Source organism: Pseudomonas sp. NFACC10-1 (assembly GCF_900119195.1).
Classification (GTDB): domain Bacteria; phylum Pseudomonadota; class Gammaproteobacteria; order Pseudomonadales; family Pseudomonadaceae; genus Aquipseudomonas; species Aquipseudomonas cerasi.
Genome location: NZ_FPJB01000002.1, coordinates 250,607 through 277,428, shown reverse-complemented (window position 1 = coordinate 277,428; position 26,822 = coordinate 250,607). Strand labels below are relative to the sequence as shown.

24 protein-coding genes and 1 riboswitch are annotated in these 26,822 nt (G+C 61.0%); of the genes, 6 read left to right on the top strand and 18 right to left on the bottom strand.

Annotated elements, in window-relative coordinates:
- The first annotated feature begins 46 nt into the window (after nucleotides 1-46).
- Nucleotides 47-661 (top strand): PAQR family membrane homeostasis protein TrhA, encoded by a 615-nt coding sequence (locus BT119_RS05820; RefSeq protein WP_003432091.1) that lies wholly within the window; start codon nucleotides 47-49, stop codon nucleotides 659-661.
- Between the two features lie 106 nt (nucleotides 662-767).
- On the opposite strand, the gene BT119_RS05815 is transcribed toward BT119_RS05820, so the two are convergent.
- Nucleotides 768-1,487 (bottom strand): 16S rRNA (uracil(1498)-N(3))-methyltransferase, encoded by a 720-nt coding sequence (locus tag BT119_RS05815; protein WP_003366101.1) that lies wholly within the window; start codon nucleotides 1,485-1,487, stop codon nucleotides 768-770.
- A gap of 134 nt (nucleotides 1,488-1,621) precedes the next feature.
- Nucleotides 1,622-3,028: an adenosylmethionine--8-amino-7-oxononanoate transaminase gene (locus tag BT119_RS05810; protein ID WP_044308700.1), complete on the bottom strand. Its 1,407-nt coding sequence runs from the start codon at nucleotides 3,026-3,028 to the stop codon at nucleotides 1,622-1,624.
- A gap of 209 nt (nucleotides 3,029-3,237) precedes the next feature.
- Here BT119_RS05810 and BT119_RS05805 point away from each other — a divergent pair, with 209 nt between their 5' ends.
- The 3 genes from BT119_RS05805 to BT119_RS05790 all read left to right on the top strand — a co-directional run bounded on the left by BT119_RS05805 (nucleotide 3,238) and on the right by BT119_RS05790 (nucleotide 6,638).
- Complete coding sequence (locus BT119_RS05805; protein WP_072365072.1) at nucleotides 3,238-5,136, top strand: flavin monoamine oxidase family protein; 1,899 nt, start codon at nucleotides 3,238-3,240, stop codon at nucleotides 5,134-5,136.
- 347 nt (nucleotides 5,137-5,483) lie between these two features.
- A complete protein-coding gene (locus BT119_RS05795) occupies nucleotides 5,484-6,032 on the top strand; it encodes a cytochrome b (RefSeq protein ID WP_002551706.1) in 549 nt (182 codons plus the stop codon).
- A gap of 27 nt (nucleotides 6,033-6,059) precedes the next feature.
- Nucleotides 6,060-6,638: a YceI family protein gene (locus BT119_RS05790; protein WP_002551707.1), complete on the top strand. Its 579-nt coding sequence runs from the start codon at nucleotides 6,060-6,062 to the stop codon at nucleotides 6,636-6,638.
- Between the two features lie 277 nt (nucleotides 6,639-6,915).
- Here BT119_RS05790 and BT119_RS05780 read toward each other — a convergent pair whose 3' ends face one another.
- From BT119_RS05780 to ahcY, 3 genes are all read right to left on the bottom strand, one after another.
- A complete protein-coding gene (locus BT119_RS05780; RefSeq protein ID WP_003366109.1) occupies nucleotides 6,916-8,805 on the bottom strand; it encodes an RNA helicase RhlE2 in 1,890 nt (629 codons plus the stop codon).
- Nucleotides 8,806-9,116: 311 nt separating this feature from the next.
- Nucleotides 9,117-9,962: a methylenetetrahydrofolate reductase [NAD(P)H] gene (metF, locus tag BT119_RS05775; RefSeq protein ID WP_044308697.1), complete on the bottom strand. Its 846-nt coding sequence runs from the start codon at nucleotides 9,960-9,962 to the stop codon at nucleotides 9,117-9,119.
- A 150-nt stretch (nucleotides 9,963-10,112) separates the two neighbouring features.
- Complete coding sequence (gene ahcY, locus BT119_RS05770; protein ID WP_003366112.1) at nucleotides 10,113-11,522, bottom strand: adenosylhomocysteinase; 1,410 nt, start codon at nucleotides 11,520-11,522, stop codon at nucleotides 10,113-10,115.
- Nucleotides 11,523-11,545: 23 nt separating this feature from the next.
- A riboswitch (S-adenosyl-L-homocysteine riboswitch) is annotated at nucleotides 11,546-11,656 on the bottom strand.
- A gap of 220 nt (nucleotides 11,657-11,876) precedes the next feature.
- On the opposite strand from ahcY, the gene BT119_RS05765 reads away from it, so the two are divergent.
- A complete protein-coding gene (locus tag BT119_RS05765) occupies nucleotides 11,877-12,272 on the top strand; it encodes an acyl-CoA thioesterase (protein ID WP_003316713.1) in 396 nt (131 codons plus the stop codon).
- A 159-nt stretch (nucleotides 12,273-12,431) separates the two neighbouring features.
- On the opposite strand, the gene otnI is transcribed toward BT119_RS05765, so the two are convergent.
- The 7 genes from otnI to alaC all read right to left on the bottom strand — a co-directional run bounded on the left by otnI (nucleotide 12,432) and on the right by alaC (nucleotide 19,739).
- Nucleotides 12,432-13,217: a 2-oxo-tetronate isomerase gene (gene otnI / locus BT119_RS05760; RefSeq protein ID WP_072365070.1), complete on the bottom strand. Its 786-nt coding sequence runs from the start codon at nucleotides 13,215-13,217 to the stop codon at nucleotides 12,432-12,434.
- A 22-nt stretch (nucleotides 13,218-13,239) separates the two neighbouring features.
- A complete protein-coding gene (locus BT119_RS05755) occupies nucleotides 13,240-14,697 on the bottom strand; it encodes a GntP family transporter (RefSeq protein WP_003432081.1) in 1,458 nt (485 codons plus the stop codon).
- Nucleotides 14,698-14,832: 135 nt separating this feature from the next.
- Nucleotides 14,833-15,471 carry a 3-oxo-tetronate 4-phosphate decarboxylase gene (locus BT119_RS05750; protein WP_003392253.1) on the bottom strand — a complete coding sequence of 213 codons (639 nt, stop codon included), beginning with the start codon at nucleotides 15,469-15,471 and terminating at the stop codon, nucleotides 14,833-14,835.
- Complete coding sequence (gene otnK, locus BT119_RS05745; protein WP_054081278.1) at nucleotides 15,471-16,760, bottom strand: 3-oxo-tetronate kinase; 1,290 nt, start codon at nucleotides 16,758-16,760, stop codon at nucleotides 15,471-15,473. Before otnK ends, BT119_RS05750 begins: the two co-directional genes overlap by 1 nt.
- Before the next feature lie 10 nt (nucleotides 16,761-16,770).
- On the bottom strand, nucleotides 16,771-17,676 hold the full coding sequence (gene ltnD / locus BT119_RS05740) for an L-threonate dehydrogenase (RefSeq protein ID WP_072365068.1): 906 nt from the start codon (nucleotides 17,674-17,676) through the stop codon (nucleotides 16,771-16,773).
- Between the two features lie 225 nt (nucleotides 17,677-17,901).
- The gene (locus BT119_RS05735) at nucleotides 17,902-18,357 is read right to left on the bottom strand and encodes a YkgJ family cysteine cluster protein (RefSeq protein WP_002551717.1); all 456 of its coding nucleotides are present in this window, start codon (nucleotides 18,355-18,357) and stop codon (nucleotides 17,902-17,904) included.
- A gap of 173 nt (nucleotides 18,358-18,530) precedes the next feature.
- Nucleotides 18,531-19,739 carry an alanine transaminase gene (gene alaC / locus BT119_RS05730; RefSeq protein ID WP_003346356.1) on the bottom strand — a complete coding sequence of 403 codons (1,209 nt, stop codon included), beginning with the start codon at nucleotides 19,737-19,739 and terminating at the stop codon, nucleotides 18,531-18,533.
- A 337-nt stretch (nucleotides 19,740-20,076) separates the two neighbouring features.
- Here alaC and ilvD point away from each other — a divergent pair, with 337 nt between their 5' ends.
- Complete coding sequence (ilvD, locus tag BT119_RS05725) at nucleotides 20,077-21,924, top strand: dihydroxy-acid dehydratase (RefSeq protein ID WP_044308688.1); 1,848 nt, start codon at nucleotides 20,077-20,079, stop codon at nucleotides 21,922-21,924.
- A gap of 69 nt (nucleotides 21,925-21,993) precedes the next feature.
- Here the strand turns inward: ilvD and BT119_RS05720 are convergent, their stop codons facing one another.
- The 6 genes from BT119_RS05720 to BT119_RS05690 all read right to left on the bottom strand — a co-directional run bounded on the left by BT119_RS05720 (nucleotide 21,994) and on the right by BT119_RS05690 (nucleotide 26,820).
- Nucleotides 21,994-22,317 (bottom strand): DUF3392 domain-containing protein, encoded by a 324-nt coding sequence (locus BT119_RS05720; RefSeq protein WP_002551720.1) that lies wholly within the window; start codon nucleotides 22,315-22,317, stop codon nucleotides 21,994-21,996.
- 9 nt (nucleotides 22,318-22,326) lie between these two features.
- Entirely contained in the window at nucleotides 22,327-23,541 is a 1,215-nt protein-coding gene (gene hemW / locus BT119_RS05715; RefSeq protein ID WP_072365066.1) for a radical SAM family heme chaperone HemW, read from the bottom strand.
- Nucleotides 23,538-24,131 (bottom strand): RdgB/HAM1 family non-canonical purine NTP pyrophosphatase, encoded by a 594-nt coding sequence (rdgB, locus tag BT119_RS05710; RefSeq protein WP_003366128.1) that lies wholly within the window; start codon nucleotides 24,129-24,131, stop codon nucleotides 23,538-23,540. Before rdgB ends, hemW begins: the two co-directional genes overlap by 4 nt.
- 33 nt (nucleotides 24,132-24,164) lie before the next feature.
- Complete coding sequence (gene metW / locus BT119_RS05705; RefSeq protein ID WP_003316724.1) at nucleotides 24,165-24,785, bottom strand: methionine biosynthesis protein MetW; 621 nt, start codon at nucleotides 24,783-24,785, stop codon at nucleotides 24,165-24,167.
- Nucleotides 24,786-24,792: 7 nt separating this feature from the next.
- On the bottom strand, nucleotides 24,793-25,932 hold the full coding sequence (locus tag BT119_RS05700; protein ID WP_003432070.1) for a homoserine O-succinyltransferase MetX: 1,140 nt from the start codon (nucleotides 25,930-25,932) through the stop codon (nucleotides 24,793-24,795).
- 297 nt (nucleotides 25,933-26,229) lie between these two features.
- The gene (locus BT119_RS05690) at nucleotides 26,230-26,820 is read right to left on the bottom strand and encodes a YggT family protein (RefSeq protein ID WP_003366132.1); all 591 of its coding nucleotides are present in this window, start codon (nucleotides 26,818-26,820) and stop codon (nucleotides 26,230-26,232) included.
- Nucleotides 26,821-26,822 lie beyond the last annotated feature (2 nt).

The following is a 26,822-nucleotide window of genomic DNA, read 5'->3' as shown; positions in this document are numbered from 1 at the left end:
GGAGTCTCTGTTTCCAGTGTTTTCGCCACAAGAGGGTATCGAGCGGATGTACTACGGAGAAAAATTCAATGCCTGGTCGCACTTGGTCGGCGCTGTGCTGGCAGCCGTCGGTGCGATCTGGCTATTGGTCATGGCCAGCCTGCATGGCGATGTCTGGAAAGTGGTCAGCATGGCCATCTATGGTGCGTGTCTGGTGACGCTGTACAGCGTCTCGACGGTCTACCACAGCGTCAAGGGACGCTCGAAATCGATCATGCAGAAGGTCGACCACTTTTCGATCTACCTGATGATTGCCGGCAGCTACACCCCGTTCTGTCTGGTGACATTGCGCGGCGCATGGGGCTGGACCCTGTTCGGAATTGTCTGGGGGCTGGCGCTGATCGGCATCCTGCAAGAGATAAAACCGCGCTCCGAAGCGCGAATCATGTCCATCGTGATCTACGCCGTGATGGGCTGGATCGTGCTGGTGGCCGTCAAGCCACTGCTGGCTGCACTCGGTGTATCGGGTTTCATCTGGCTGGCCGGAGGCGGCGTGCTGTATACCGTAGGCATCCTGTTCTTCGCCTACGACCAGATCCGCCACTTTCACGGTATCTGGCACCTGTTCGTCATCGGCGGCAGTTTGATGCACTTCGTGGCGATTTGTTTTTATGTGCTGTGAAAGTGGCCAGGTTCAGGCCTCAATGGCTGGGTAAATGCAAATCCTTGTGGGAGCGAGCCGGTGTCTGATTCTGAGCGTGCAGCGCGTTTGAGGACGCATCAAATGATCAAAAATCGCCCCACAGCTGTTGCGCCACGCTGAGCGCGACCACGGGAGCGGTTTCAGTGCGCAGCACGCGCGGGCCGAGGCGTGCGGCGTGGAAGCCGGCGTCTTGCGCCTGATCGACTTCCGCATCGTTCAGACCGCCTTCCGGACCAATCAGAAAAGCCAGGCTGGCAGGCTTGTCATGACTGGTCAGAGGTTCAGCCACCGGGTGCAGGACCAGTTTCAGGTCGGCCTCGGTGTGCTTGATCCACTCGGCCAGCGGCATCGGCGCATGAATCACCGGCACCACGGAGCGGCCACATTGCTCGCAGGCGCTGATTGCGATCTGCTGCCAATGCGCCTGACGCTTCTCGGCACGTTCGTCCTTCAGGCGCACTTCGCAGCGTTCGCTGACAATCGGCGTAATTTCGCTGACGCCCAGTTCGGTGGCCTTTTGAATGGCCCAGTCCATCCGCTCGCCGCGCGACAGGCCCTGACCGAGATGAATGCGCAGGCCTGACTCTTGCTGCCCGGCAAAGCTCTCGGTGAGCTGTACATGCACGCGCTTCTTGCCGACTTCCAGCAAGGTGCCGCGAAACTCCTGGCCCGAACCGTCGAACAGTTGCAGCGCGTCACCTTCGGTCATGCGCAACACGCGGCTGATGTAATGCGCCTGGGCCTCAGGCAGTTCATGCTCGCCCAGACTCAGCGGCGTTTCAGTAAAAAAGCGGGACAGTCTCATGGTGTGTCTCGGTTCTGGTGTTCGTTTTGTGATGACGCATTCGCGAGCAAATGAAGGTCGCCCGGACAGGCCCCTGCCAGTGGGAGCGAGCTTGCTCGCGAAGGCGCCAGTCCGGCTACATTTAATTCCAGCCTTTAACCCGGATCCCTGAAGTCCGGATGAAAGTTCTCGCGCACGGCAACGCTGACGCTGCTACGTGTCGCGATATCAATGCCTTCGCTGGCCACTTCGGCGAGGAAGTCGATTTGCTCCGGCGTAATCACATAGGGCGGCAGGAAATACACCACGCTGCCCAGTGGCCGCAGCAGTGCGCCACGCTCCAGCGCATGCTGGAAGACTTTCATGCCGCGGCGTTCCTGCCACGGGTAGGCGGTTTTGCTCGCCTTGTCCTGAACCATTTCGATGGCGATGGCCATGCCGGTCTGACGCACTTCCGCGACATGCGGATGATCGGCCAGGTGCGCGGTGGCCGTCGCCATGCGTTGCGCCAGGGCCTTATTGTTTTCGATGACGTTGTCCTGCTCGAAGATATCCAGGGTCGCCAGCGCCGCCGCACAGGCCAGCGGGTTGCCGGTGTAGCTGTGCGAGTGCAGGAACGCACGCAGGGTCGGGTAGTCGTCGTAGAACGCGTCGTACACATCATCGGTGGTCAGGCAGGCCGCCAGCGGCAGGTAGCCACCGGTCAGTGCCTTGGACAGGCATAGGAAGTCTGGACGGATGCCGGCCTGTTCGCAGGCGAACATGGTCCCGGTACGGCCGAAACCGACAGCGATTTCATCGTGGATCAGGTGCACGCCATAGCGGTCGCAGGCGTCGCGCAGCAGCTTGAGGTAGATCGGGTGATACATGCGCATGCCGCCCGCGCCCTGGATCAGCGGTTCGACGATCACCGCCGCAACGCTGGCGTGGTGTTCGGCAAGGGTCTGCTCCATGGCGACGAACATGTTGCGCGAATGCTCTTCCCAGCTCATGCCGTCCGGGCGGTGGTAGCAATCGGGGCTCGGCACTTTGATGGTATCGAGCAGCAACGCCTTGTAGGTTTCGGTGAACAGCGGTACGTCACCGACCGACATCGCCGCCATGGTCTCGCCGTGGTAGCTGTTGGTCAGGGTGACGAAGCGTTTCTTGTCCGGCTGGCCGCGATTGAGCCAGTAATGAAAGCTCATTTTCAGCGCGACTTCGATGCAAGACGAGCCGTTATCGGCGTAGAAGCAGCGGGTCAGGCCCTCGGGCGTGAGTTTGACCAGCCGTTCGGACAGTTCGATCACTGGCTGATGGCTGAAACCGGCGAGGATCACATGCTCCAGCTGGTCGACCTGATCCTTGATGCGCTGATTGATGCGCGGGTTGGCGTGTCCGAAAACGTTGACCCACCAAGAGCTGACAGCGTCCAGATAACGCTTGCCCTCGAAGTCTTCAAGCCATACGCCTTCACCACGCTTGATCGGTATCAACGGCAGATTTTCGTGGTCTTTCATCTGGGTGCAGGGGTGCCACAGGACCTTCAGGTCACGCTGCATCCACTGGTCATTGAGGCCCATTTTCAATCTCCGGGTAGCGACTCGCCTGATGCGAGGACGAACAATCGCGCAAGCCTATGCAATGCCCGGCTGCGGAACAACCTTTGATGCAGTTTTAACGGGCGATGGACATTGCTGGCGGCTATTTGATGGCTCGCGTATCCTGCGCAGCGAGTCGATGTGTCGGGCTGACTTGCCCTATCTTCCCTATGTTTTCTGGAGTTCGCCGAATGCTTTCTGGTTGGCTGCGCGCCTGTGCGCTGATAGTGGCAGGGTTGGTCAGCGTTTCGACGCTCGCCGATGAAAAACAACGAACCGCCATTGTCGTCGGTGGTGGTCTGGCAGGTTTGACTGCCGCCTATGAACTGCAGGCCAAAGGCTGGCAGGTGACGGTGCTGGAAGCCAAGCCGAGTCTGGGTGGACGCTCCGGTCTGGCGACCAGCGAGTGGATCGGCAACACCAAGGCTCAGCCTGTGCTGAACCGCTACCTGGACAGCTTCAAGCTGACGACCGTGCCCGCGCCTGAATTCGTGCGCACGCCCAGCTACCTGATCGACGGCGTGTACTTCACCCAGGCTGACCTGGCCGTCAAACAGCCGGCGACCGCCGAAGCCATCAAGCGCTACAACGACACGCTGGACAACCTCGCGCGTTCGGTTGACGACCCGGAAAATCCGGCGTCCAACAGCACGCTGTTTGCGCTGGACCAGATCAACGTCGCCAACTGGCTGGACCGTCTGAACCTGCCTGCTACGGCGCATCAGTTGATCAACCAGCAGATCCGTACCCGCTACGACGAGCCTTCGCGCCTGTCGCTGCTGTACCTCGCCCAGCAATCGCGGGTTTATCGCTCGGTTGACGAGCGTGACTTGCGTGCTGCGCGCCTGCCCGGAGGCAGTGCGGTGCTGACCCAGGCGTTCGTCAAGCAACTCAAGACCGTCAAGACCAACTCGCCGGTGACGGCAGTCGTCCAGGAGAAGGACAAGGTCACCGTCAAGGCTGGCGCGACCAGCTACACGGCGGATTACGTGGTCATGGCCGTGCCGTTGCGTTCGCTGGGCAAGATCCAGATGACACCTGCACTGGACGCTCAGCACATGGGCGCGATCAAGAGCACAAACTATGGCTGGCGCGACCAGATCATGCTCAAGTTCAAGACCCCGGTCTGGGACAGCAAGGCGCGCATGTCCGGTGAAGTGTTCAGTAACACCGGTCTGGGCATGTTGTGGGTAGAGCCGGCGCTTAAAGGTGGCGCCAACGTGGTGATCAACCTGTCGGGCGACAACGCGCGCATCATGCAGGCCTTCGGCGACAAGCAGATGGTCGATCAGGTGCTGATCCGTCTGCATGCGTTCTACCCTGAAGCACGCGGTGCGTACACCGGCTATGAAATCCGCCGCTACAGCGTCGATCCGTCCACTGGCGGTTCTTACCTGGCGTTCGGCCCCGGTCAGATCAGCAAATACTGGCGTCTGTGGGAACGGCCGATTCTGCGTGTAGCCTTTGCTGGCGAGCACACCGACACCTTGTACCCCGGCACTCTGGAAGGCGCCCTGCGCAGTGGTCAGCGTGCAGCCGGTCAGGTGCAGGATCTGGCCGCTGGCAAGTCGTTCGAACCGGTCAAGGTTGCACCGCCGAAAGCACCAGCCCCGGCTTCGCAGAAGTCCGAAGGCAATTTCTTCAGCAATCTGTTCGGTGGTTCCTCCGACAAGCCGGCCGAACCCGCCAAGCCGCAGGCTGACAAGCCAGGCTTCTTCTCGCGCCTGTTCGGTGGTGGTGAAGCACCGGCACCGGCCCCGGCCCCGGCCCCGGCCCCGGCCCCTGCGCCGGTAGAGAAGGCTGTAGAGCCTGCCCCAGCGCCTGCACCGGCTGCCGCTCCGGCACCCGTGGTTGCGCCGGTTGTCCAGCCTGCCAAGCCATCGGTAAAAGCCGAGCCAGCGAAGAAGCCGGCGACCAAGGCCGAGCCTGCGAAGAAAGTGCAGAGCAAGGAAGCGGCCAGGAAAGAAGCGGCTAAAAAAGAGGCTGCGAAGAAGGAAGCGGCCAAAAAAGAGGCCGCGAAAAAGGCTCAGAGCAAACCGGCTCCCGCCAAGACCCCTGCTGAAGCAGCGCCTGCAGACGCCAATAACTGACCGTCCGATGGCTGACTGAAAGGGATGCGGTTCATACCGCATCCCTTTTTTTATGCGTGCTCGATTCGTTCTATCCCTGTGCTCAGGCCTGATGGTGCCGTTCATCGGCATCGAAAGGCCGATGGTCATTGCAAAGTGTTACTGACGGCAAATTATCGGGATGCTGCTGCAGCGCGGACAGCCTGACACTGCTGAACAGTGGTTCAGGTGTTGAGGGAAGCAACAGAATCGAGGTACGAACTGCCCACCAGACCTATCGTATTGTTCGATACGTCCGAGCGAAATTTTGCGCTTTCATTCGATAGATAAAAAGCTAGTCTGGTAACACTTCTGACAAGGTACTGGTAATGCAGCTACGTAATTCATCCTCTCGCTACGGTCTGGTCAGCATGGTGCTGCACTGGGGTGTGGCTGCTGTCGTGTTTGGAATGTTTGCGCTGGGGCTGTGGATGGTCGGGCTGGATTACTACGATACGTGGCGCAAGGCGGGCCCTGATCTGCACAAGAGCATCGGCATCACGCTGTTTGCGATCATGCTGATCCGCGTGGTCTGGCGTCTGCTCAGTCCGCCACCGCCGCCGTTGACCAGCTACAGTAAGTTGACGCGCATCGGTGCTGCATTCGGCCATCTGTTTTTGTACGTCGCACTGTTTGCCGTGATGTTCGCCGGGTATCTCATTTCCACCGCCGACGGCGTGGGGATTCCGGTATTCGGCCTGTTCGATGTGCCCGCGCTGGTTTCGGGCCTTCCTGATCAGGCAGAAACGGCGGGCTGGATTCACCTGTATCTGGCCTGGGTCATCGTGATATTCGCGGGGCTCCATGGTCTTGCTGCATTGAAACACCACTTCATCGATCGCGATGTGACCCTCAAGCGCATGCTGGGTCGTAATTGATTGTTCAACCAAAACGGGAATAAAAGCATGTTGAAGAAGTCTCTCGCCGCTCTGGCTCTGGGTACCGCACTGTTGTCTGCTGGCCAGGCCATGGCCGCCGACTACGTTATCGACAAGGAAGGTCAACACGCATTCGTTGACTTCAAGATCAGCCACCTGGGCTACAGCTTCATTCACGGTACCTTCAAGGACTGGGACGGCACGTTCAGCTTCGACGCTGCCAAGCCTGAAGCCAGCAAAATCAATGTCGAGCTGAAAACCGCCAGCCTGTTCACCAACCACGCCGAGCGCGACAAGCACATCTCCAGCAAGGATTTCCTGGACGTTGCCAAATACCCGGAAGCCAAATTCGTTTCCACCGCAGTCAAATCGACTGGCGAGAAAACGGCTGACGTCACTGGCGACCTGACCCTGCACGGCGTGACCAAGCCAATCGTCATCAAGGCAACCTTCAACGGCGAAGGCAAGGATCCGTGGGGCGGCTACCGTGCCGGCTTCAACGGTACTTCGACGCTGAACCTGAACGACTTCGGCATCAAGGGCCCAGGCCCGACGTCGCAGACGCTGGATCTGGACATCAGCTTCGAAGGCGTACAGAAGAAGTAATTGCACGCTTGATCGACAGAACGCCGACCCTTGGGTCGGCGTTTTTGTGGGTGCGATGAAACTTCCTGAGATGACTATCGTGCCAATGCTCCGCGTTGGCATGCATTTCGTGACGCTCTGCGTCACAGATCGGCGCTGCGCCACCCGCTTAAGATCGGACGCGGAGCGTCCAGGGCTGCGCTACCACGCGGAGCGTGGGAGCGATGATCAACATCCTCCGGGCCCACAAACAAAAACGCCCCGAACAGGTCGGGGCGTTTTTAGTGTTGCGTGGCTGTCAGCTGTCGCGGTTGCGGGTCAGCAGGGCCGGTTTTTCACCGCGTGGGCGGCTCGGCAACTGGTCCAGTTGCTCGGCAGACGGGAAACGGTCGATCTTGGATTCCTTGTGCACGATCTTCGGCTGAGGCTGGCCGTCGCGTGGTGCGCGTGCGGCTGGCTCCTGACCTTCACGTGGCAAAGGCTGGTCTTCACGTGCCGGACGACGGCCACGTGGCTGACCATCACGCGAGCGTGGTGCCGATGAACCCGAGCCGTTGCGCTTTGGTGCGCCGCTGCCGGAGCCGTTACGAGCGCCACCGGCAGGACGACCCTGGTTGGCCGGGCGAGCTGCGCCGCCAGCGGCCGGTGCGGCTGCACCAGGCGCGGCAGCAGGGCGACGACCACGGTTCTGACCTTTGCCCTGATAAGGACTGACGTAGTCAGCGCGATTGCCGAAGTTGTCTACTTCGTCGTCGCGAAACTCGTCTGGCGCACGATCGGCTGCCGGACGCGGTATGGCGGGTTGCGATGCACGCTGTTCGCTGCGAGGCGTGCCCTCACGAGGTTTTTTTTCGCGTGGCTGCCTTGCAGGGCGTTCGCCAGTAGCGGATGCAGCGGCAGGTTTTTCCTTGCCTTTATCCTTGCCCTTGTCGCGACGACCACCGTTGTTCTTGTCACCATCGCCACGTGCAGGGCGTGCGCCACGCGAGTTGCGAACATCCGGACGCTCACGCACTTCCGGCTTCTCAGCCTCGACTGCTGTGATGTCGAAGCCCATCAGGTCGCCGTCGGCGATCTTCTGCTTGGTCATGCGCTCGATGCTTTTGAGCAGCTTCTCTTCGTCCGGCGCAACCAGCGAAATGGCTTCACCTGAACGACCGGCCCGGCCGGTACGACCGATACGGTGAACGTAGTCTTCATCGACGTTTGGCAGCTCGAAGTTGACGACATGCGGCAGCTGGTCGATATCCAGGCCGCGTGCGGCGATATCGGTCGCGACCATGATGCGTACATCACCTGCCTTGAAGTCGGCCAGAGCCTTGGTACGGGCGTTCTGGCTCTTGTTGCCGTGGATCGCGACAGCCGCGAGGCCGTGCTTGTCCAGGTACTCGGCCAGACGGTTGGCACCGTGCTTGGTGCGGGTGAAGACCAGCACCTGTTCCCAGGCGCCGACAGTGATCAAATGCGCGAGCAGCGAACGCTTGTGGTTGGCTGCCAGGCGGAAAACCCGTTGCTCGATACGCTCGACCGTGGTGTTCGGCGGCGTGACTTCGATGCGCTCTGGGTTGTGCAGCAGCTTGCCGGCCAACGACGTGATGTCATTGGAGAAGGTAGCCGAGAACAGCAGGTTCTGGCGCTTGGCCGGCAGCCGCGCGAGGACCTTCTTGACGTCATGCACGAAGCCCATGTCGAGCATCCGGTCTGCTTCATCGAGCACCAGGATTTCGACGTGGGACAAGTCGACACTGCCTTGACCGGCCAGGTCGAGCAGGCGGCCAGGGCAGGCCACCAGGACGTCCACACCACGGGACATGGCCTGAACCTGAGGGTTCATGCCGACGCCGCCGAAGATGCAGGCGCTGACGAATTTCAGGTCGCGGGCATAGAGCTTGAAGCTCTCGTGCACCTGTGCGGCCAGTTCGCGGGTCGGGGTCAGGACCAGAACGCGTGGTTGACGCGGGCCGTGACGCTGGGATTTGTCCGGAACACCATTGGGAAACAGCCGCTCCAGAATAGGGAGGGCGAAACCACCGGTTTTACCAGTACCGGTCTGTGCCGCAACCATCAGGTCGCGACCTTGCAACACGGCGGGAATGGCCCGCTGTTGCACGGGGGTAGGCTGGGTATAGCCCGCTGCCTCGATGGCGCGGACTAAAGCCTCGGAGAGACCGAGGGAAGCAAAGGACATGAGTAATCCTGTTCTGTTGGAGCTTAAGCTCAAGGGATGTCTTGCCTGGCGCGAATGGCGTGTAAAGACAACGCGATCCCGTCCGGTCCTGCCGGGTCTTCAGTGCATTCCGTGACGTCTGCGCTTGATGAAAATTGCGCTGTTGGCGTGAACGGATGACGATTGCAAGACCGGGCGTCCGGGCGTAAGCCTGGCGGGAAGGCTGGAGTATAACAGAGCGAGCGCAATACGCCGCTTTCCTGCTGCCCAACGGTGTATGAGGCCGCGATCCCCCGGAAATTACCGGTCGGACCGCGGTGCCGCAGCCGTTTTCAGCGTGGCAGTTGCAGGTTGTTCCACACCGCCAGGCTCGGTTCTGCCTGGTTCAGCGTGTAGAAATGCAGGCCGGGGGCGCCGCCTTGCAGCAGTCGTTCGCACATCTGCGTGATGACTTCTTCGCCAAACGCCTGGATGCTTTGCACGTCATCGCCGTAGGCTTCCAGCTGTTTGCGGATCCAGCGCGGGATTTCCGCACCGCAGGCATCCGAGAAACGCGCCAGCTTGCTGTAGTTGGTGATCGGCATGATGCCCGGCACGATCGGAATGCTGACGCCCATCTTCTCGACCCGCTCGACGAAGTTGAAATAGCTGTCGGCGTTGAAGAAGTACTGCGTGATCGCACTGTCGGCGCCGGCGTTGGCCTTGTTGACGAAGTGCTTGAGGTCGTCTTCGAAATTGCGCGCCTGCGGATGCATTTCCGGGTAGGCGGCGACTTCGATGTGGAAATGGCTGCCGCTTTCCTGGCGAATGAAGCTCACCAGGTCATTCGCGTGACGCAGCTCACCGCTGGCCATGCCCATGCCGGAAGGCAGGTCGCCGCGCAGTGCCACGATGCGTTTGATGCCCGCATCCTTGTACTGCGTCAACAGGTTGCGCAGGTCGTCCTTGCTGTCGCCCACGCAGGACAAATGCGGTGCAGCAGGGACTTTGATCTCGTTTTCCAGCTGCAGCACGGTATTGAGCGTGCGGTCGCGGGTCGAGCCACCGGCACCATAGGTGCAGGAGAAAAAATCGGGGTTGTACGTAGCGAGCTGACGAGCAACGGTCAGCAGCTTTTCATGTCCAGCGTCGGTCTTGGTAGGAAAGAACTCGAAGCTGAAGCGGCGTTCTTGAGACATGGAGCCGATCTCGTTGTAGGAGCGAACTTGTTCGCGAAAAGGCCGGAACGGCCTTCAGATACTGAGCATCACCGGGGCAGCGAGTGCTGCCGGTGATGGCTGATCACGCTCGATCCGCTTCTGCGTAAGAAGCGGACCGAGCCTGCTCAATCAGTAGCGATACGCGTGCGGCTTGAACGGACCTTCGACGGTCACGCCGATGTAATCGGCCTGGGTCTTGGTCAGCTTGGTCACAACGCCGCCGAAGCCGCGGACCATTTCCAGGGCCACTTCTTCGTCGAGTTTCTTCGGCAGCACTTCAACGGTCAGACGCTCGGCTTTCTTGGCCGGTGCCAGGTCGGCGTACTTCTGCTCGAAGAGGAAGATCTGCGCCAGAACCTGGTTGGCGAACGAGCCATCCATGATGCGGCTTGGGTGGCCAGTGGCGTTACCCAGGTTTACCAGACGGCCTTCGGCCAGCAGGATCAGGTAGTCGTCGTTCTGTGCGTCGAACGAGCCTGGGCCGGTACGATGGATCTTGTGAACCTGTGGCTTCACTTCTTCCCATGCCCAGTTCTTGCGCATGAAAGCGGTGTCGATTTCGTTGTCGAAGTGACCGATGTTGCACACCACAGCGCGCTTTTTCAGCGCCTTGAGCATGTTGGAGTCGCAAACGTTGACGTTACCGGTGGTGGTCACGATCAGGTCGATCTTGCCCAACAGTGCCTTGTCGATGCTCGCTTCGGTGCCGTCGTTCTCACCGTCGATGAACGGCGAAACCAGCTCGAAACCGTCCATGCAGGCCTGCATGGCGCAGATCGGGTCGACTTCGGTCACTTTGACGATCATGCCTTCCTGACGCAGGGACTGGGCCGAGCCCTTGCCCACGTCACCGTAGCCGATCACCAGCGCCTGCTTGCCGGACAGCAAGTGGTCGGTGCCGCGCTTGATGGCGTCGTTCAGGCTGTGACGGCAGCCGTACTTGTTGTCGTTCTTGCTCTTGGTCACCGAGTCATTGACGTTGATGGCCGGGATTTTCAGCTCACCCTTGGCCAGCATGTCCAGCAGGCGGTGAACGCCAGTGGTGGTTTCTTCGGTGACGCCGTGGATCTTGTCCAGCATCGCCGGGTATTTCTTGTGGATGATCTCGGTCAGGTCGCCGCCATCGTCGAGGATCATGTTGGCGTCCCATGGCTGGCCATCCTTGAGGATGGTCTGCTCGATGCACCACTCGTATTCTTCTTCGGTTTCGCCTTTCCAGGCGAACACAGGAATGCCGGCAGCAGCGATGGCCGCAGCAGCCTGGTCCTGAGTGGAGAAAATGTTGCACGACGACCAGCGAACTTCGGCACCCAGGGCAACCAGGGTTTCGATCAGTACGGCGGTCTGAATGGTCATGTGGATGCAGCCGAGAATCTTCGCGCCTTTCAGCGGCTGATCACCAGCGTATTTGCGACGCAGACCCATCAGGGCAGGCATTTCGGATTCGGCGATGATGGTTTCGCGGCGACCCCAGGCGGCCAGGGAAATATCGGCAACCTTGTAGTCATTGAATTCTGCGGGCGTCATTACAGCACTCATTGAGAGTCTCCATTCCATAAAAATGCGAATGGGCGCCGTTGTGCGTTTAAGGTTTGCCGGTCGAGGATCGTCCTGGCAAACAACGCCCCATCCGAGCCTGACAGGGAAAACCTGCTGCAGCGCCCCTCGGACAGGTGGCGGGAACGGTATCAAGCGTAGATGACCGTTTTGAAACGTTTGGCAGTATAGCGGTGCTCGCGATTCTACCCAAGGCTTTCTGTCGGTTTAAAGGCCATCCAATTGCCATCTGTCTGTAATAGGGTCGATGCACAGTCGCTATCACGCAGGCATGGGCGCGGGTCGCCGGCTCTGCCATCATGCAGCTATCCATCGGCCAGACGCTCAGGAGTGACCATGAATTTCCACACCCGCAAGTGGGTAAAGCCCGAAGACCTCAACCCCAACGGCACGTTGTTCGGCGGCAGCCTGCTGCGCTGGATCGATGAAGAGGCGGCGATCTACGCGATCGTTCAACTGGGTAATCAGCGGGTGGTCACCAAGTACATCTCTGAAATCAACTTCGTCAGTGCCTCGCGCCAGGGCGACATCATCGAACTGGGTATCACCGCCACGGATTTCGGTCGTACCTCGATCACCCTAAAATGCCAGGTGCGCAACAAGATCACCCGCAAGAGCATTCTGACCGTCGACAAGATTGTCTTCGTCAACCTCGACGAAGACGGTCAGCCTGCGCCGCATGGGCGGACTGAAATCCGCTACATCAAGGACCAGTTCGACGTAGAGGACTGATACCTCTTCAAGATCGGACGCGGAGCGTCCAGAACGGCATGCGACGCGGAGCGTCGCACGATAGTGTTTTCCCGGGCACGACAGTTACAGAATGATCGTTCCTCACGCTCCGCGTGGGAATGCCGTTCACGACGCTCCGCGTCGTCCATCCTGCTGGTTTCAGCCCCTGGCTTGTAACTCGCGCAACCACGCCAGACCCACGCTGGTATCGCCTTTCGGACGGTATTCGCAGCCGATCCAGCCGCTGTAGCCCAGTTCGTCGATGACGTTGAACAGGTGCTCGCAGTTCAGTTCGCCCAGGTCCGGCTCATGGCGATCCGGTACCCCGGCGATCTGAATATGACCAATGCCTGCAAAGTCGCGACGCAGCTTGCTGGTCAGGTCACCTTCGACGATCTGGCAGTGGTAGCAGTCGAACTGCACCTTCAGGTTGTCGGCACCCACCAGCTTGCAGATGTTCTGTGCCTGATCCTGACGGTTGAGGAAGAAGCCCGGCATGTCGCGGGTGTTGATCGGCTCGATCAGAATCGTGACCCCTGCGCCCTTGGCTTGCTCAGCCGCGAACGCGAGGTTTTCCAGATAGACCGCCTGATGACGCTCACGCAAGCTTTCATCGGCCAGCAAGCCAGCCATGACATGCACTCGGTCATTGCCCAGCACCTGCGCATATTCCAAGGCCTGCTCGATACCGCTGCGAAATTCCGCTTCACGGCCCGGCAGCGTTGCAATGCCTCGCTCGCCTGCCTCCCAGTCGCCCGGCGGAGCGTTGAACAGCGCCTGCACCAGACCGTTGTCGTTCAGGCGCTGCTTGAGTTCCTGAGTGCCGTAGGCGTAAGGGAACAGGTACTCGACCGCGCCGAAACCATCGGCAGCGGCTGCGGCGAAGCGCTCAAGAAAATCATGCTGCGGGTACAGCATGCTGAGGTTGGCGGCAAAACGAGGCATGTTAACTCCAGTCTTCAAAGGGTCAGACGAATGGCCAAAGCAGCAGGGTGATCACGAAGCCCAGTGTGCCGAGCAGCGTGACCAGTACGGTCCAGGTGCGCAAGCCGTCGGCGACGTTGAGGCCCGCCAGCTTGGTGAACATCCAGTAACCGGCATCGTTGATGTGCGACATGGCCAGACCGCCACCGCCCATGGCCAGACACAGCAGGGCCAGGTGGTTGGCGCTCAGGTCCAGCGTGGCGATCAGCGGGCTGAGAATGCCTGCAGTAGTGACCAGTGCAACGGTGGTCGAGCCCTGGACGGCGCGCAGCAGGAGGGTCAGCAGGAAGCCCAGCGCGAGTACCGGCAGACCGGTGTTGCGCAGCGCCTCGGAGACCACGGCACCAATGCCGGTGTCGACCAGCACCTTGCCGAATACGCCACCGGCGCCGGCAATCAGGATCACCATCGCCACACCCGGCAAGGCCGAGCCGATCACATCGGACACCTGAGTACGGCTCCAGCCGCGACGTGAGCCCAGCAGCCAGGCGCACAGCAGGGTATCGATCAGCAGCGCAACCAAGGGGGCACCCAGTACGGTCAGCACTGCGCGCAGCGTGGACGTGGCTGGCAGCATGGTGGTGGCCAGTGTGCCCATCAGAATCAGCACGATCGGCAGCAGGATCAGCGCGATGATCAGTCCGAAACCCGGTGCGGGCGCAGGCGGCAGCTTGCTTGCCAAGCTGCTGGCGCTTTCTTCGACGCCCATTGTTCGGGTTTCGGTCGCTTCGCGCGCAGCGGAATAATCGTTACGGGCCCAGGCTTCCAGGTCTTCGTTGGTGACGTGCGGGCCATAGACTTCGGCGCGGATGTCATCGGTCATCGGGTAGGTCTTGCGGGTCATGCGGCCCGCGACGAAGTAGCCGATCATGCACAGCACGGCAACGATCGGAATACCCAGCATCAGCACCCGGCCCAGGTCCGCGCCCAACTGGCTGGCAGCGGCAACAGCGCCAGGGTGCGGCGGCAGAAACGCATGCACGGCGAGCAGTGCGGCGCACATCGGTAGCGCGAAAATCAGCAGCGGTTTGCGTGCCGCACGCGCCACACCGTAAGCCAGCGGCATGAGGATGATCACGCCGACCTCGAAGAACACCGGAATACCGACCATGAAACCCGCAACGGTCAGCGCCAGAGGCGTGCGCTTGTTGCCGAAGCGGTTGATCAGGGTCTTGGCCAGTGCTTCGGCCCCGCCGGACAGCTCGATGATGCGCCCGATCATCGCGCCCAGCGCGATGATGATCGCGATATGGCCGAGCGTCTTGCCCATGCCACCTTCGATGGTGGCAACCAGATCGGCCGGTTTAACACCGGCGACCAGCGCCACGATAATGCTGACCAGCATCAGGGCGACGAAGGGCTGGAATTTGTACTTGAGCACCAGAAACAACAGCAGTGCGATGCCCGCACCGGCCACGACCATCAACATGAGCGGCGTCATGGCCGTGCACTCCGGTCAATGGTGGTAAAGACTGACAACGAAACAGCGGGGTAGGGGTGAGTCATGCTCTCGATTCCTGTTGTTATTGTTTTTCGACCGGGAGGCGCAATGCGCTCCCCGATCACCGTGTGCTCGTTACCACCTGGCGCCGAACACCTGACGCAGCTCTTCAAGCGCCGCCGGGTCCAGCGGTGCAGGTTTGGGGTTGCTCATCAGCCACAGACGCGCAGTCTCTTCCAGCTCCTCCAGGGCATAGCAGGCCTTGGCCACCGAGCTTTCCCAGACCACTGGACCGAGGCGCTCCAGCATCACGCCGCGCACGCTGTTGGCCAGTTCCGCCACGCGCTCGGCGACTTTCGGTGAGCCGGGACGTTCGTAAGGGATCAAGGGGATATGCCCGACCTTCATGACCTGATACGGCGTCAGCGGCGGCAGAATGTCGTCCTCCTGCCACACTCCGGCCAGGGTCAGGGCGACCAGATGCGTCGAGTGCGTATGCACCACGCCGCCGACCTGCGGGTTGCGGTCGTAGACTTCGCGGTGCAGGGCCAGGGTCTTGGACGGCTTGCTGCCGGACACCCATTCACCGGCCAGATTGACCTTGGCGATATCGGCCGGGTCCATGCGGCCCAGGCAGGCGTCGGTCGGGGTAATCAGCCAGCCGTCGTCGAGTCGTGCGCTGATGTTGCCGGCGCTGCCCACCGTATAGCCACGGCCATACAGCAGACGGCCGACGTCGCAGATTTCCTGACGCAGTGCGTTTTCGTCGATCATCAGGCCGCCCCCGCCAGTTGCTTGAGCGCCTTGGCGAAGAAGTCGCGCGCACCGAAATTGCCGGATTTGAGGGCCAGAGCCAGCGGTTGTGCGCCGCTGCTCACCGTGGCCGGAACGCCCGGATCGATCTGTGCGCCGATCTGCAGCAACTGCACGCCCAGTGCCTGAACCACGGCACCGGAAGTTTCGCCACCGGCAACCACGAAACGCCGTACGCCTGCGTCCAGCAGCCCTTTGGCGATTTCGCCGAGTGCGGCTTCGACCATGGCTCCGGAGCGTTCGACGCCCAGTTCTTTCTGCACGGCTTTGACTTCATCCGGTGTGCTGGTGGCGTAGATCAATACGGTCTGCCCGGCATCTCTGGCAAAGGCCAGCGCCTGCTCGACCACTGGCTTGCCAGCGGCCAGGTCCAGCGGATTGATGCGCAGCGCAGGGCGATCGGCTTCCAGCCAGGCCGCAACCTGACCGTTGGTGGCGACCGATGCGCTACCCGCCAGTACCACTTCGCCGCCACTGATGGCGACCTGCTTGGCGGCATCGATATCGCGCAGCTTGCCTGCCTTGCGGAAGTTACCCGGCAGGCCCAGCGCCAGCCCCGAGCCACCGGTCAGCAGCGGCAAGTCGGCGCAGGCTTCGCCCAGGGTGTACAGATCGGCATCCGACAGGGCATCGGCGATCGCCATGCTCACACCTTCGGCGCGCAGCTCGGCAATTCTGTTGCGCACGCCTTCGACGCCCTGGGCAATGCTGTCATAGCGCAACAGGCCGACCTTGTGGCGGGTCTGCGCTTGCAGCACACGCACCAGATTGGCGTCGGTCATGGGCGTCAGCGGGTGGTTCTGCATGCCCGATTCACTGAGTAACTGGTCCTGTACGAACAGATGACCACGGAAAATCGTGCGGCCGTTTTCCGGGAAGGCCGGGCAGGCGAGGGTGAAATCGCTGCCCAGTTGCTCCAGCAGTGCTTCGCTGACCTGGCCGATGTTGCCCGCGGCGGTGGAATCGAAGGTCGAGCAGTATTTGAAGAAGATCTGCTCGCAGCCGCGCTCGCGCAGCCACTCCAGAGCCGCCAGGGATTCAGCCACCGCGTCGGCGCTGGGCGTGGTACGCGATTTCAGCGCGATGACAATCGCGTCGGCGTCGAGACCGGCAGCCATCTCGGCGCTGGGGATGCCAATGCTCTGCACGGTGCGCATGCCGCCCCGCACCAGCATGTTGGCCAGGTCGGTGGCGCCGGTGAAGTCATCGGCAATGCAGCCCAGCAGCGGGCGAGCGTTATTCAGGCTCATCAGTCGCTCCTCAGGCTTTTTCTGGCTTGGCTTTCGGCAACTCGATGCCCGGGAAAATCTTGATCACGGCCGAGTCATCCTCGCGACCGAAGCCGGCGCTGGATGCCTGCATGAACATCTGGTGCGCGGTGGCCGAGAGCGGCAGCGGGAATTTGCTGCTGCGTGCGGTATCCAGCACCAGACCCAGGTCCTTGACGAAGATGTCCACGGCCGACAGCGGCGTGTAATCGGCATTGAGGATGTGCGGCACGCGGTTTTTGAACATCCACGAGTTACCGGCACTGTTGGTGATCACTTCATACAGCGCATCAGCATCGACACCTTCGCGCAGGCCGAGGGCCATGGCTTCGGCACTGGCGGCGATGTGTACACCCGCGAGCAACTGATTGATGATTTTGACTTTCGAACCCAGACCGTGGACGTCGCCCAGGCGATAGACCTTGCCGGCCATGCCGTTGAGGATGGCTTCTGCCTTGGCGTAGGACTCGGCAGGGCCGGAGGTCATCATGGTCATCTGACCTGCGGCAGCCTTGGCGGCACCGCCGGAGATAGGCGCATCGAGGTACAGCAGGTTCTGTGCGGCCAGACGCTCGCCCAGTTCGACGGCGAAGGTGGGCGCGACGGTGGCGCAACCGATGACCAGGCAGCCTGGACGCAGGGCGGCAATGGCGCCGTTTTCGCCAAACAGCACGGTTTCGGTCTGCTCGGCGTTGACTACGACTGTGATGATCACATCGCAGGCAGCGGCCATGCTGGCCGGAGAATCACAGGCAACCCCGCCTTCCTGGGCGAATGCTTCGGTCACGCTGGTGCGCACATCACAGGCATGCACAGTGAAGCCGCTACGCAGCAACGAGCGGGCAATGCCCAGACCCATCGCACCCAGGCCGATAACGCCAACGTTTTTGCCAGTCATGCAGTAATCCTCGAAGTCAGTGCCGATGCCTGTGAAGCCGACATTCGGACGTTATTGTTCTGATCTGTGAATTTGATAGTGAATCAATGAGTAAATAATGTGAAGTATTTTTATTTTTCACAAAAATTAACATCGATAGGCTTTTTCCATCGCGCACAAAAAAGCCCCTGTGCGGGGCTTGATTGATAACGATGATGTCCGGCGTGCTGCGCCGCCTTTCACGAATCAGAATTTTGGCACTGGCGCGCTCGTGGCGTTTCTCAGTGAGCCGCTTTCCTGACGCACGACTTCTTTGGGCTTGTACGCGCAATAACCGGGGCGCGGCCCGACTTTCGGGTGGTTGCGGCAGGTGTCCGGGCGCTTGTCATAGATTGTGCACAGGCGGCTTTTGCGGTCCAGGTACAGGCAGTCGTTGTTGCTCATGCGCTGCAGGGTGAAGATCTCGGACTTCTGGTTGTAGCGCTCGACGATGCCTTCTTTCTGCAGACGCTTGGCGATGTTCTTGGCCGGGTCGCCGCGTTCGAACTCATCGACGATGCCGATGCGGATCAGGTCCTTGATCTTCACTTCTACCGGCAACGTGCAGCAACTGGAGACGCAGCCCCCGCACATGTGGCTGGAGTATTTGGCCCAGGTGTCGATGCGATCGAGTTCTGCGGCGGCGATCAAGGTGGGTTTCATTTCAGGTCAGGCTTCCGGGTGTATCGGGGCGCGCGATCATACCGGTCTGCAGCGATTTGCAGAAATCAAAAATTGCCGAGGCGACTGTCGGTCAGGTGTGGAGAGGCGGTTGGTTGCAGCGTCCACGCCTGCCGAGCGCAGTCGGTCAGCAGGCGCGGTGTCTCAGAAGCAACTCAGGACTTGAGCTTGTCGTCGGCCCTGAACATGCTGCGGATGCCACGAACGGCCTGGCGGATGCGGTCCTGGTTCTCGATCAGGGCGAAGCGCACATGATCGTCGCCGTACTCACCGAAACCGATGCCCGGCGAGACACACACCTTGGCTTCGGCCAGCAGCTTCTTGGCGAACTCCAGCGAACCCAGGTGCGCATAAGCCTGTGGAATCTTCGCCCAGACGTACATAGAGGCCTTGGGGTTCTCGACCATCCAGCCCAGCTCGTGCAAGCCCTTGACCAGCACGTTGCGGCGCTGGCGATACTGCTCGGCAATGTCGAGCACGCACTGCTGATCGCCTTCCAGCGCGGCAATCGCCGCCACCTGCAGTGGCGTGAAGGTACCGTAGTCGTGGTAACTCTTGATCCGCGCCAGTGCATTCACCAGTTCGGGGTTGCCGACCATGAAGCCAATCCGCCAGCCCGCCATGTTGTAGCTCTTGGACAAGGTGAAGAACTCCACGGCAATGTCCTTGGCGCCCGGCACCTGCATGATCGACGGGGCTTTCCAGCCATCGTAGACGATGTCGGCGTACGCCAGGTCATGCACCACCAGCACGTCGTACTGTTTGGCCAGAGCCACCACGCGCTCGAAGAAATCCAGCTCCACACATTGCGCAGTCGGGTTGGACGGAAAGCCCAGAATCATCATCTTCGGCTTGGGAATCGAGCCGCGAATGGCTTTTTCCAGCTCGTCGAAGAAGTCCACGCCTGGCACCAGCGGCACCGATCGCACCTGGGCGCCGGCAATCACGGCACCGTAGATGTGGATCGGGTAACTGGGGTTGGGCACCAGCACCGTGTCGCCCTGATCCAGCGTGGCGAGCATCAGGTGGGCCAGGCCTTCCTTGGAACCAATGGTCACGATCGCTTCGCTTTCAGGGTCGATGTCGACCTCGTAGCGCTTCTTGTACCAGTTGGAAATCGCCCGACGCAGGCGTGGAATGCCGCGCGAGGTGGAGTAGCCGTGGGTGTCTTCGCGCTGGGCGACGGTGATCAGTTTTTCGACAATGTGCGGCGGTGTGGCCCCGTCGGGGTTGCCCATGCTCAGGTCGATAATGTCCTCACCGCGACGACGAGCAGCCATTTTCAGCTCGGCGGTGATGTTGAACACGTAAGGGGGGAGTCGATCGATGCGCGCAAAGCGGCGCGGCGAACCTTGGTCTGCCATGAGTATCTCGCGTACGTAAGCGCCCGGAACCGTCCGAGCGACGTGGCCACATGAGGCGGCCTGTCGAGGAAGATAGATGGGCTGACAGCCTTTTGTCCATCGGGATTTGCAACGCCGTGCCAAGACCGATATTCGGACCCCACCAAACCACCCGGCGGTGTAGAATCGGCGCTATTCATCGCCAGTCATCCCCGGCGGGTTTATGAGCTCAGGCCGAATACACGGTGATCCCGTGGTGTTCGGTTTCTTCGCTGCCTGCGGTCACTGCCGCTCGTCCGCGACGTCAATAGAAGCTCACTCCCTTCCTGATCAGCCTTATTTTTGCCGGAGTGTTTCAATGCCTGATTACCGCTCGAAAACGTCCACCCACGGCCGTAACATGGCCGGCGCCCGTGCCCTGTGGCGCGCCACGGGCATGAAGGACGAAGACTTCAAGAAACCGATCATCGCCATCGCCAACTCCTTCACCCAGTTCGTACCCGGCCACGTCCACCTCAAGGACATGGGCCAGCTGGTCGCGCGTGAAGTCGAGCGCGCCGGTGGCGTGGCCAAGGAATTCAACACCATTGCGGTCGACGATGGCATCGCCATGGGTCACGACGGGATGCTCTATTCGCTGCCGAGCCGCGAGATCATTGCCGACTCGGTCGAGTACATGGTCAATGCGCATTGCGCCGACGCCATCGTGTGCATTTCCAACTGCGACAAGATCACCCCGGGCATGCTGATGGCGTCGTTGCGCCTGAACATTCCGGTGATCTTCGTCTCCGGTGGGCCAATGGAAGCGGGCAAGACCAAGCTGGCCAGCCATGGCCTGGATCTGGTCGATGCGATGGTCATCGCCGCCGACTCGACAGCCAGTGACGAAAAAGTCGCCGAGTACGAGCGCAGCGCCTGTCCGACCTGCGGGTCGTGTTCCGGCATGTTCACCGCCAACTCGATGAACTGCCTGACCGAAGCACTGGGTCTGGCCCTGCCGGGCAACGGTTCCGCACTCGCCACCCACAGCGACCGCGAGCAACTGTTCCTGCAGGCCGGCCGCACCATCGTTGACCTGTGCCGTCAGTACTACAAGGAAAACGATGACTCGGTGTTGCCGCGCAACATCGCCAACTTCAAGGCGTTCGAGAACGCCATGACGCTGGACATCGCCATGGGCGGTTCGACCAACACCATCCTGCACTTGCTGGCCGCTGCTCAGGAAGCCGAGATCGACTTCGACCTGCGCCACATCGACCGCCTGTCGCGCAAGGTGCCGCAGCTGTGCAAGGTCGCGCCGAACATCCAGAAGTACCACATGGAAGACGTGCACCGCGCGGGCGGGATCTTCAGCATCCTCGGCGAGCTGGCTCGTGGCGGCCTGCTGCACACCGACCTGCCGACCGTACACAGCAAGACCCTGGCTGAAGGCATCGCCAAATGGGACATCACCCAGACTGACGACGAGGCCGTGCACACCTTCTTCAAGGCAGGCCCGGCGGGCATCCCGACGCAGACCGCGTTCAGCCAGTCGACCCGCTGGGACAGCCTGGATGCTGACCGTGAAAACGGCTGCATCCGTAGCGTCCAGCACGCCTATTCGCAAGAAGGTGGCCTGGCCGTGCTGTACGGCAACATCGCACTGGACGGCTGCGTGGTGAAAACCGCTGGCGTCGACGAGTCGATCCACGTCTTCGAAGGCAACGCGAAGATCTTCGAAAGCCAGGACAGCGCGGTGCGCGGGATTCTCGCTGACGAAGTCAAAGCGGGCGACATTGTCATCATCCGCTACGAAGGCCCGAAAGGCGGCCCGGGCATGCAGGAAATGCTCTACCCGACGTCCTACCTGAAGTCCAAGGGGCTGGGCAAGGATTGCGCACTGCTGACTGATGGCCGCTTCTCGGGCGGTACGTCCGGCCTGTCCATCGGCCACGCCTCACCGGAAGCTGCGGCAGGCGGAGCGATCGGTCTGGTGCGCGACGGTGACAAGGTGCTGATCGACATCCCCAATCGCTCGATCAACCTGCTGATCGACGATGCCGAGATGGCCGAGCGTCGCACCGAACAGGACAAGAAAGGCTGGAAACCTGTCGAGTCGCGTCCACGCAAAGTGACCACCGCCCTCAAGGCCTACGCCCTGCTGGCGACCAGCGCTGACAAGGGCGCGGTGCGTGACAAGGCGTTGCTGGACAAACTGGTGCCTTGATCTGCATCGGCAACACTAAAAAGCCCGGCAGAGATGCCGGGCTTTTTGCTGCGTTTGAAAAAGCAGCGCTTACTTGCGGTCCGCAATTACCCCGATCAGCACCAGCACCACCAACAGCACCGGCGCCAGGCTGTAGTTGTTGAACTGGCTGAGGCCGCGCACTACCCAAGGCGTGGCATAGATCAGCGCCGCGCCGCTGCCCACGGCGCACAGCAGGGCGATGAGCGGGATGCGCAGAGCGCCTGTGATGCCGCTGATTCGCTGTTCCAGCCAGCCTTTGATGTCCGAGCCGAACAGCACCAGCAGGCAGCCCACCAGCGCGAGCGCGATTTCCGAGAGATTGCTGCGGCTCCAGCGCGAGACGGTGGCGAGCAAATCGAGTACGAAATCCATGCAGGGTCCTTAGATCAGAAAGTATTGCAGCAGGTCGTTGAGGAACAGCTGGCCTTGTGGCGTGGCGATCAGGCGTGTCGGGTCCTGGTGCAGCAACCCCTTTTGTTCAGCCTGTCGACGCGCCTCGGCCAGCGAATCGAGGCTTAGACCGGTTCTTTCGCGAAATAACGCAGCGTCCACACCATTTGTCAGTCGCAGTGCGTTCATCAGGAATTCGAACGGCAATTCATCCAGCGGCAACAGCTTGGAACCGGCCTGAAACGGCTTGTCCGGGTTCAGGTAATCCTTGGGCAGCCGGGTTTTCCAGGTGCGCATGATGCGCCCGTCCGGGTGGCTCAGCTTGCCGTGTGCACCTGCGCCGATGCCGATGAAATCACCGAACGCCCAATAGTTGAGGTTATGCCGCGCCGGTTTTCCGGGCTGTGCATAAGCCGACACTTCGTATTGCGCGTAGCCATGAGTGGCCAGCAACTGCTGTCCGGTTTCCTGAATGTCCCAAAGAATGTCGTCTTCGGGCAGCACCGGTGGCTGATTCCAGAACACCGTGTTGGGCTCCAGGGTCAGTTGATACCAGGACAGGTGGGTCGGCGCGAGGGCAATGGCCTGGCGCAGATCGGCCAGCGCCTCGTCCTGGGACTGATCCGGCAGGCCGTGCATCAGGTCCAGGTTGAAGTTGTCGAAACCGGCCTGACGCGCCATATCGGCGGCACGAATTGCTTCGTCGCCGTTGTGAATGCGGCCCAGCGCCTTGAGTTTGGATTCCTGAAAGCTCTGAATGCCGATCGACAGTCGATTGATGCCCAGGCCGCGATAGGCGCTGAACTTGACCTGCTCGAAGGTGCCCGGGTTGGCTTCCAGCGTGATCTCGATATCGCTGGCAAAGCGGATGCGCTGTTCGACGCCCTGCAGCAGGCGCCCCAGCGCATCGGCGCTGAACAGGCTCGGCGTACCGCCACCAAAGAAGATCGATTGCAGCTCGCGGCCGTAGACGTGCGGCAGGTCCAGGTCCAGGTCGGCGAGCAGGGCGTCGACGTATTCCTGTTCCGGCAGCACCGGGCTGGCAGTGTGCGAGTTGAAGTCGCAGTACGGGCATTTGCGCACGCACCACGGAATATGGATGTACAGCGACAACGGCGGCAGGTGCGGCAGTGCAGGGCGCGGGCTATCTGACGAGAAGCCGCTCTCGCCGAGAAACAGCGGCTGCGCAGGCGAATCGTGGGTCATTGCAGACCCAGGCGTTGCCGCAACAGGACCATCGCGCGGGCGCGGTGGCTGAGCTGGTTCTTCTCGGTCGGGCCCAGTTCGGCACTCGAGCAGTTGCGCTCCGGCACCCAGAACAGCGGGTCATAGCCGAAGCCGTGTTCACCGCTGGCGGCGTGCAGGATGCGCCCGTGCCACAGCCCTTCACAGAGGATCGGCAATGGATCGTCGGCGTGGCGTACCAGCGCCAATACGCAGACGAACTGTGCACCACGCTGGTCGTCCGGCACGTCTTTGAGCGCTTCCAGCAGCTTGGCGTTGTTGGCGGCATCGCCCTGGCCATCGGCGTAGCGTGCGGAATAGATACCCGGCGCACCGCCGAGAAAGTCCACCGCCAGCCCTGAGTCGTCGGCCAGCGCAGGCAGACCGGACAGACGCGCGGCGTTGCGTGCCTTGAGGATTGCATTCTCGACGAATGACAGGCCGGTTTCTTCCGGCTCCACCAGACTGAACTCGCTGACCGAGCGCAGCGTTACACTGCCGCCGAGCATGGCTTGGAGTTCCTTGAGTTTGCCGCCATTGTGGCTGGCCAGTACGAGTTGTGTGAGGTTCATGGTTGGCCTGTCGTGGTGCTTGGAAACGGTCGGTTAAACGGCAATCCTGTGGTCCGTCAGCCCAGGGCTGGTGACGCGGTAGATGCCGATCTCGCCGAGCAGATTGGGCCAGAGTTTGCTGGCCCAGCCATGACGATGCTGCTGATCGACCGCCAGCCTGTCGAGCACCTGCGCATCGCGCTCGCGGCACAGCTCTTCGAAGTCGCCGAAGGTGCAGAAGTGAATGTTCGGCGTGTTGTACCAGGTATACGGCAGGAATTCGGACACCGGCATGCGGCCCTTGCTCGCCAGGTACCAGCGGCAGCGCCAGTGACCGAAGTTCGGGAAGGTGATGATGCACTGGCGACCGACGCGCAGCATCTCGTCGAGGATTCGGTCCGGGTAATGCACCGCTTGCAGGGCCTGGGTCATGACCACGACGTCGAAGCTGTTGCTGGCAAAGTTGCCCAGCCCCTTGTCGAGGTCCTGCTCGATGACGTTGATGCCCTTGGCGACACACTCGGCAATGTTGGCGGCGTCGTTTTCCAGCCCGTAGCCGGTGACCTGCTTGTGGTCACGCAGCCAGGTCAGCAATTCGCCGTCGCCACAACCCAGGTCGAGCACGCGGCTGCCCGCGGGAATCCATTCCTGAATGATTTCCAGATCGGCTCTCATGGCGTCCTCACAACGAAATTCGGTTCATGTAATTACCGAAAGCCTGCAAGTAGCGCGGAATCGGGATCAGAAAGGCGTCGTGGCCCTGCGGTGCGTCGATTTCCAGGTAGCAGACGTCCTTGCGCGCGGCCATCAGCGCGTCCACCAGTTCCCGCGAGCGGGCTGGCGAGAAGCGCCAGTCGGTGGTGAACGACATCACGCAGAATTTGGCGGTGGCGTTGGCGAATGTCTTGGCCAAGTCGTCGTTGAAGTTCGCCGCAGGATCGAAGTAATCCAGTGCCTTGGTCATCAACAGGTAGGTATTGGCGTCGAAACGCCCGGAAAACTCCTCACCCTGATAGCGCAGGTAGCTCTCGACCTGGAACTCGACGCTGTGGAAATCGTAGTTGAGTTTTTCGCTCTTCAGGCCACGGCCGAATTTCTCGCCCATCGAGTCATCCGACAGGTAGGTGATGTGCCCGACCATCCGCGCGAGCATCAGGCCGCGTTTAGGGATCACTCCGCGTTCCTGGAACGAACCACCGTGGAATTCGGGGTCGGTGAGAATGGCCTGGCGCGCCACCTCGTTGAATGCGATGTTCTGTGCCGACAGCTTGGGCGCCGAGGCGATCGCCAGGCAATGGCGCACGCGATCCGGGTAGCTGATGGTCCATTGCAGTGCCTGCATGCCACCCAGACTGCCGCCAATGACCGCTGCCCAGGTGTCGATACCCAGCAGATCCGCCAGCCGGGCCTGGCTGTTGACCCAGTCTTCCACGGTCACCACCGGGAAATTGGCACCGAACGGCTTGCCGGTGTCCGGGTCAATGCTGCTCGGCCCAGTGGAGCCATTGCAGCCGCCCAGATTGTTAAGGCTGACGACGAAGAACTTGTTGGTGTCGATAGGCTTGCCGGGACCGATACAGCTGTCCCACCAACCGGGTTTGCGGTCATCGGCACTGTGGAAGCCTGCGGCATGGTGGTGCCCGGACAGCGCATGACAGATCAGCACGGCATTGCTGCGTGCGGCGTTGAGTTGACCGTAGGTTTCGTAAATCAGGTCATAGGCTGGCAACGAACGACCACAGGCCAGCGCCAGAGGCTCGCTGAAATGCGCCGTTTGCGGTGTGACCAGTCCGACAGAATCGTGAGGGAATACCGTGGGCATCGACCCTGCTCTCGCATAAATGAGGCGTAAGTCTAAAGACCGCGGGGTGCAGCGGCAATAAGGGATGTTGTGAGACGTAAATCAACGGCACGATAGTTACGAGGTGATCGTTCCTCACGCTCCAGCGCGGGAATGCCTAGGGTGACGCTCCGCGTCACAGATCTGCGCCGTGCCGCATGCTCCGGAGAGGACGCGTAGCGTCCAGAACGGCATGCCCACGCGGAGCATGGGCACGATAGGCGTTCTTTCGAACGTCACGCTCCAGCGCGGGAACCTCTAGCGCGGGAACAAGAGTGCTTACATCAACAGCCGCAGCACATCCGGCATGCCGCTCATGGCGGCGAGGTTGTTGATGACCAGCATGTCCAGCAGCTTGAGCACCAGGAATGCGAGGATCGGCGAGATGTCCAGGCCGCCCAGGTTCGGGACGATCCTGCGGAACGGTGCCAGTGCCGGTTCGCAGATCTGGTTGACCAGTTCCGCGCCAGGGTTGTGGCTGCCCGGTGCGACCCACGACAGAATCACGCTGATGATCAGGGCAAAGAAGAATATCTTCAGGAACAGCGCGGTCACGCCGATGATCGACCACAGCAGCAGGTGCAGCGGGTCGCCCGTGGTGCCGAACATCAGCAGCAGGGTCAGGGCCATCAGGATCATCTGCACGATGATCGCCAGCACCAGCGACGACATGTCCAGCCCGAACAGGCTGGGGATGATGCGTCGCAGCGGCTTGAGCAGCGGCTGGGTGGCGCGCACGATGAACTGGCACAGCGGGTTGTAGAAGTTGGCCCGTACCAGTTGCAGGACGAAGCGCAACAGCACGATCAGCAGGTAAAGACTGCCAAGCGTCTGCAGGACGTAAATTGCAGCGGTGTTCAATCCGATCATCG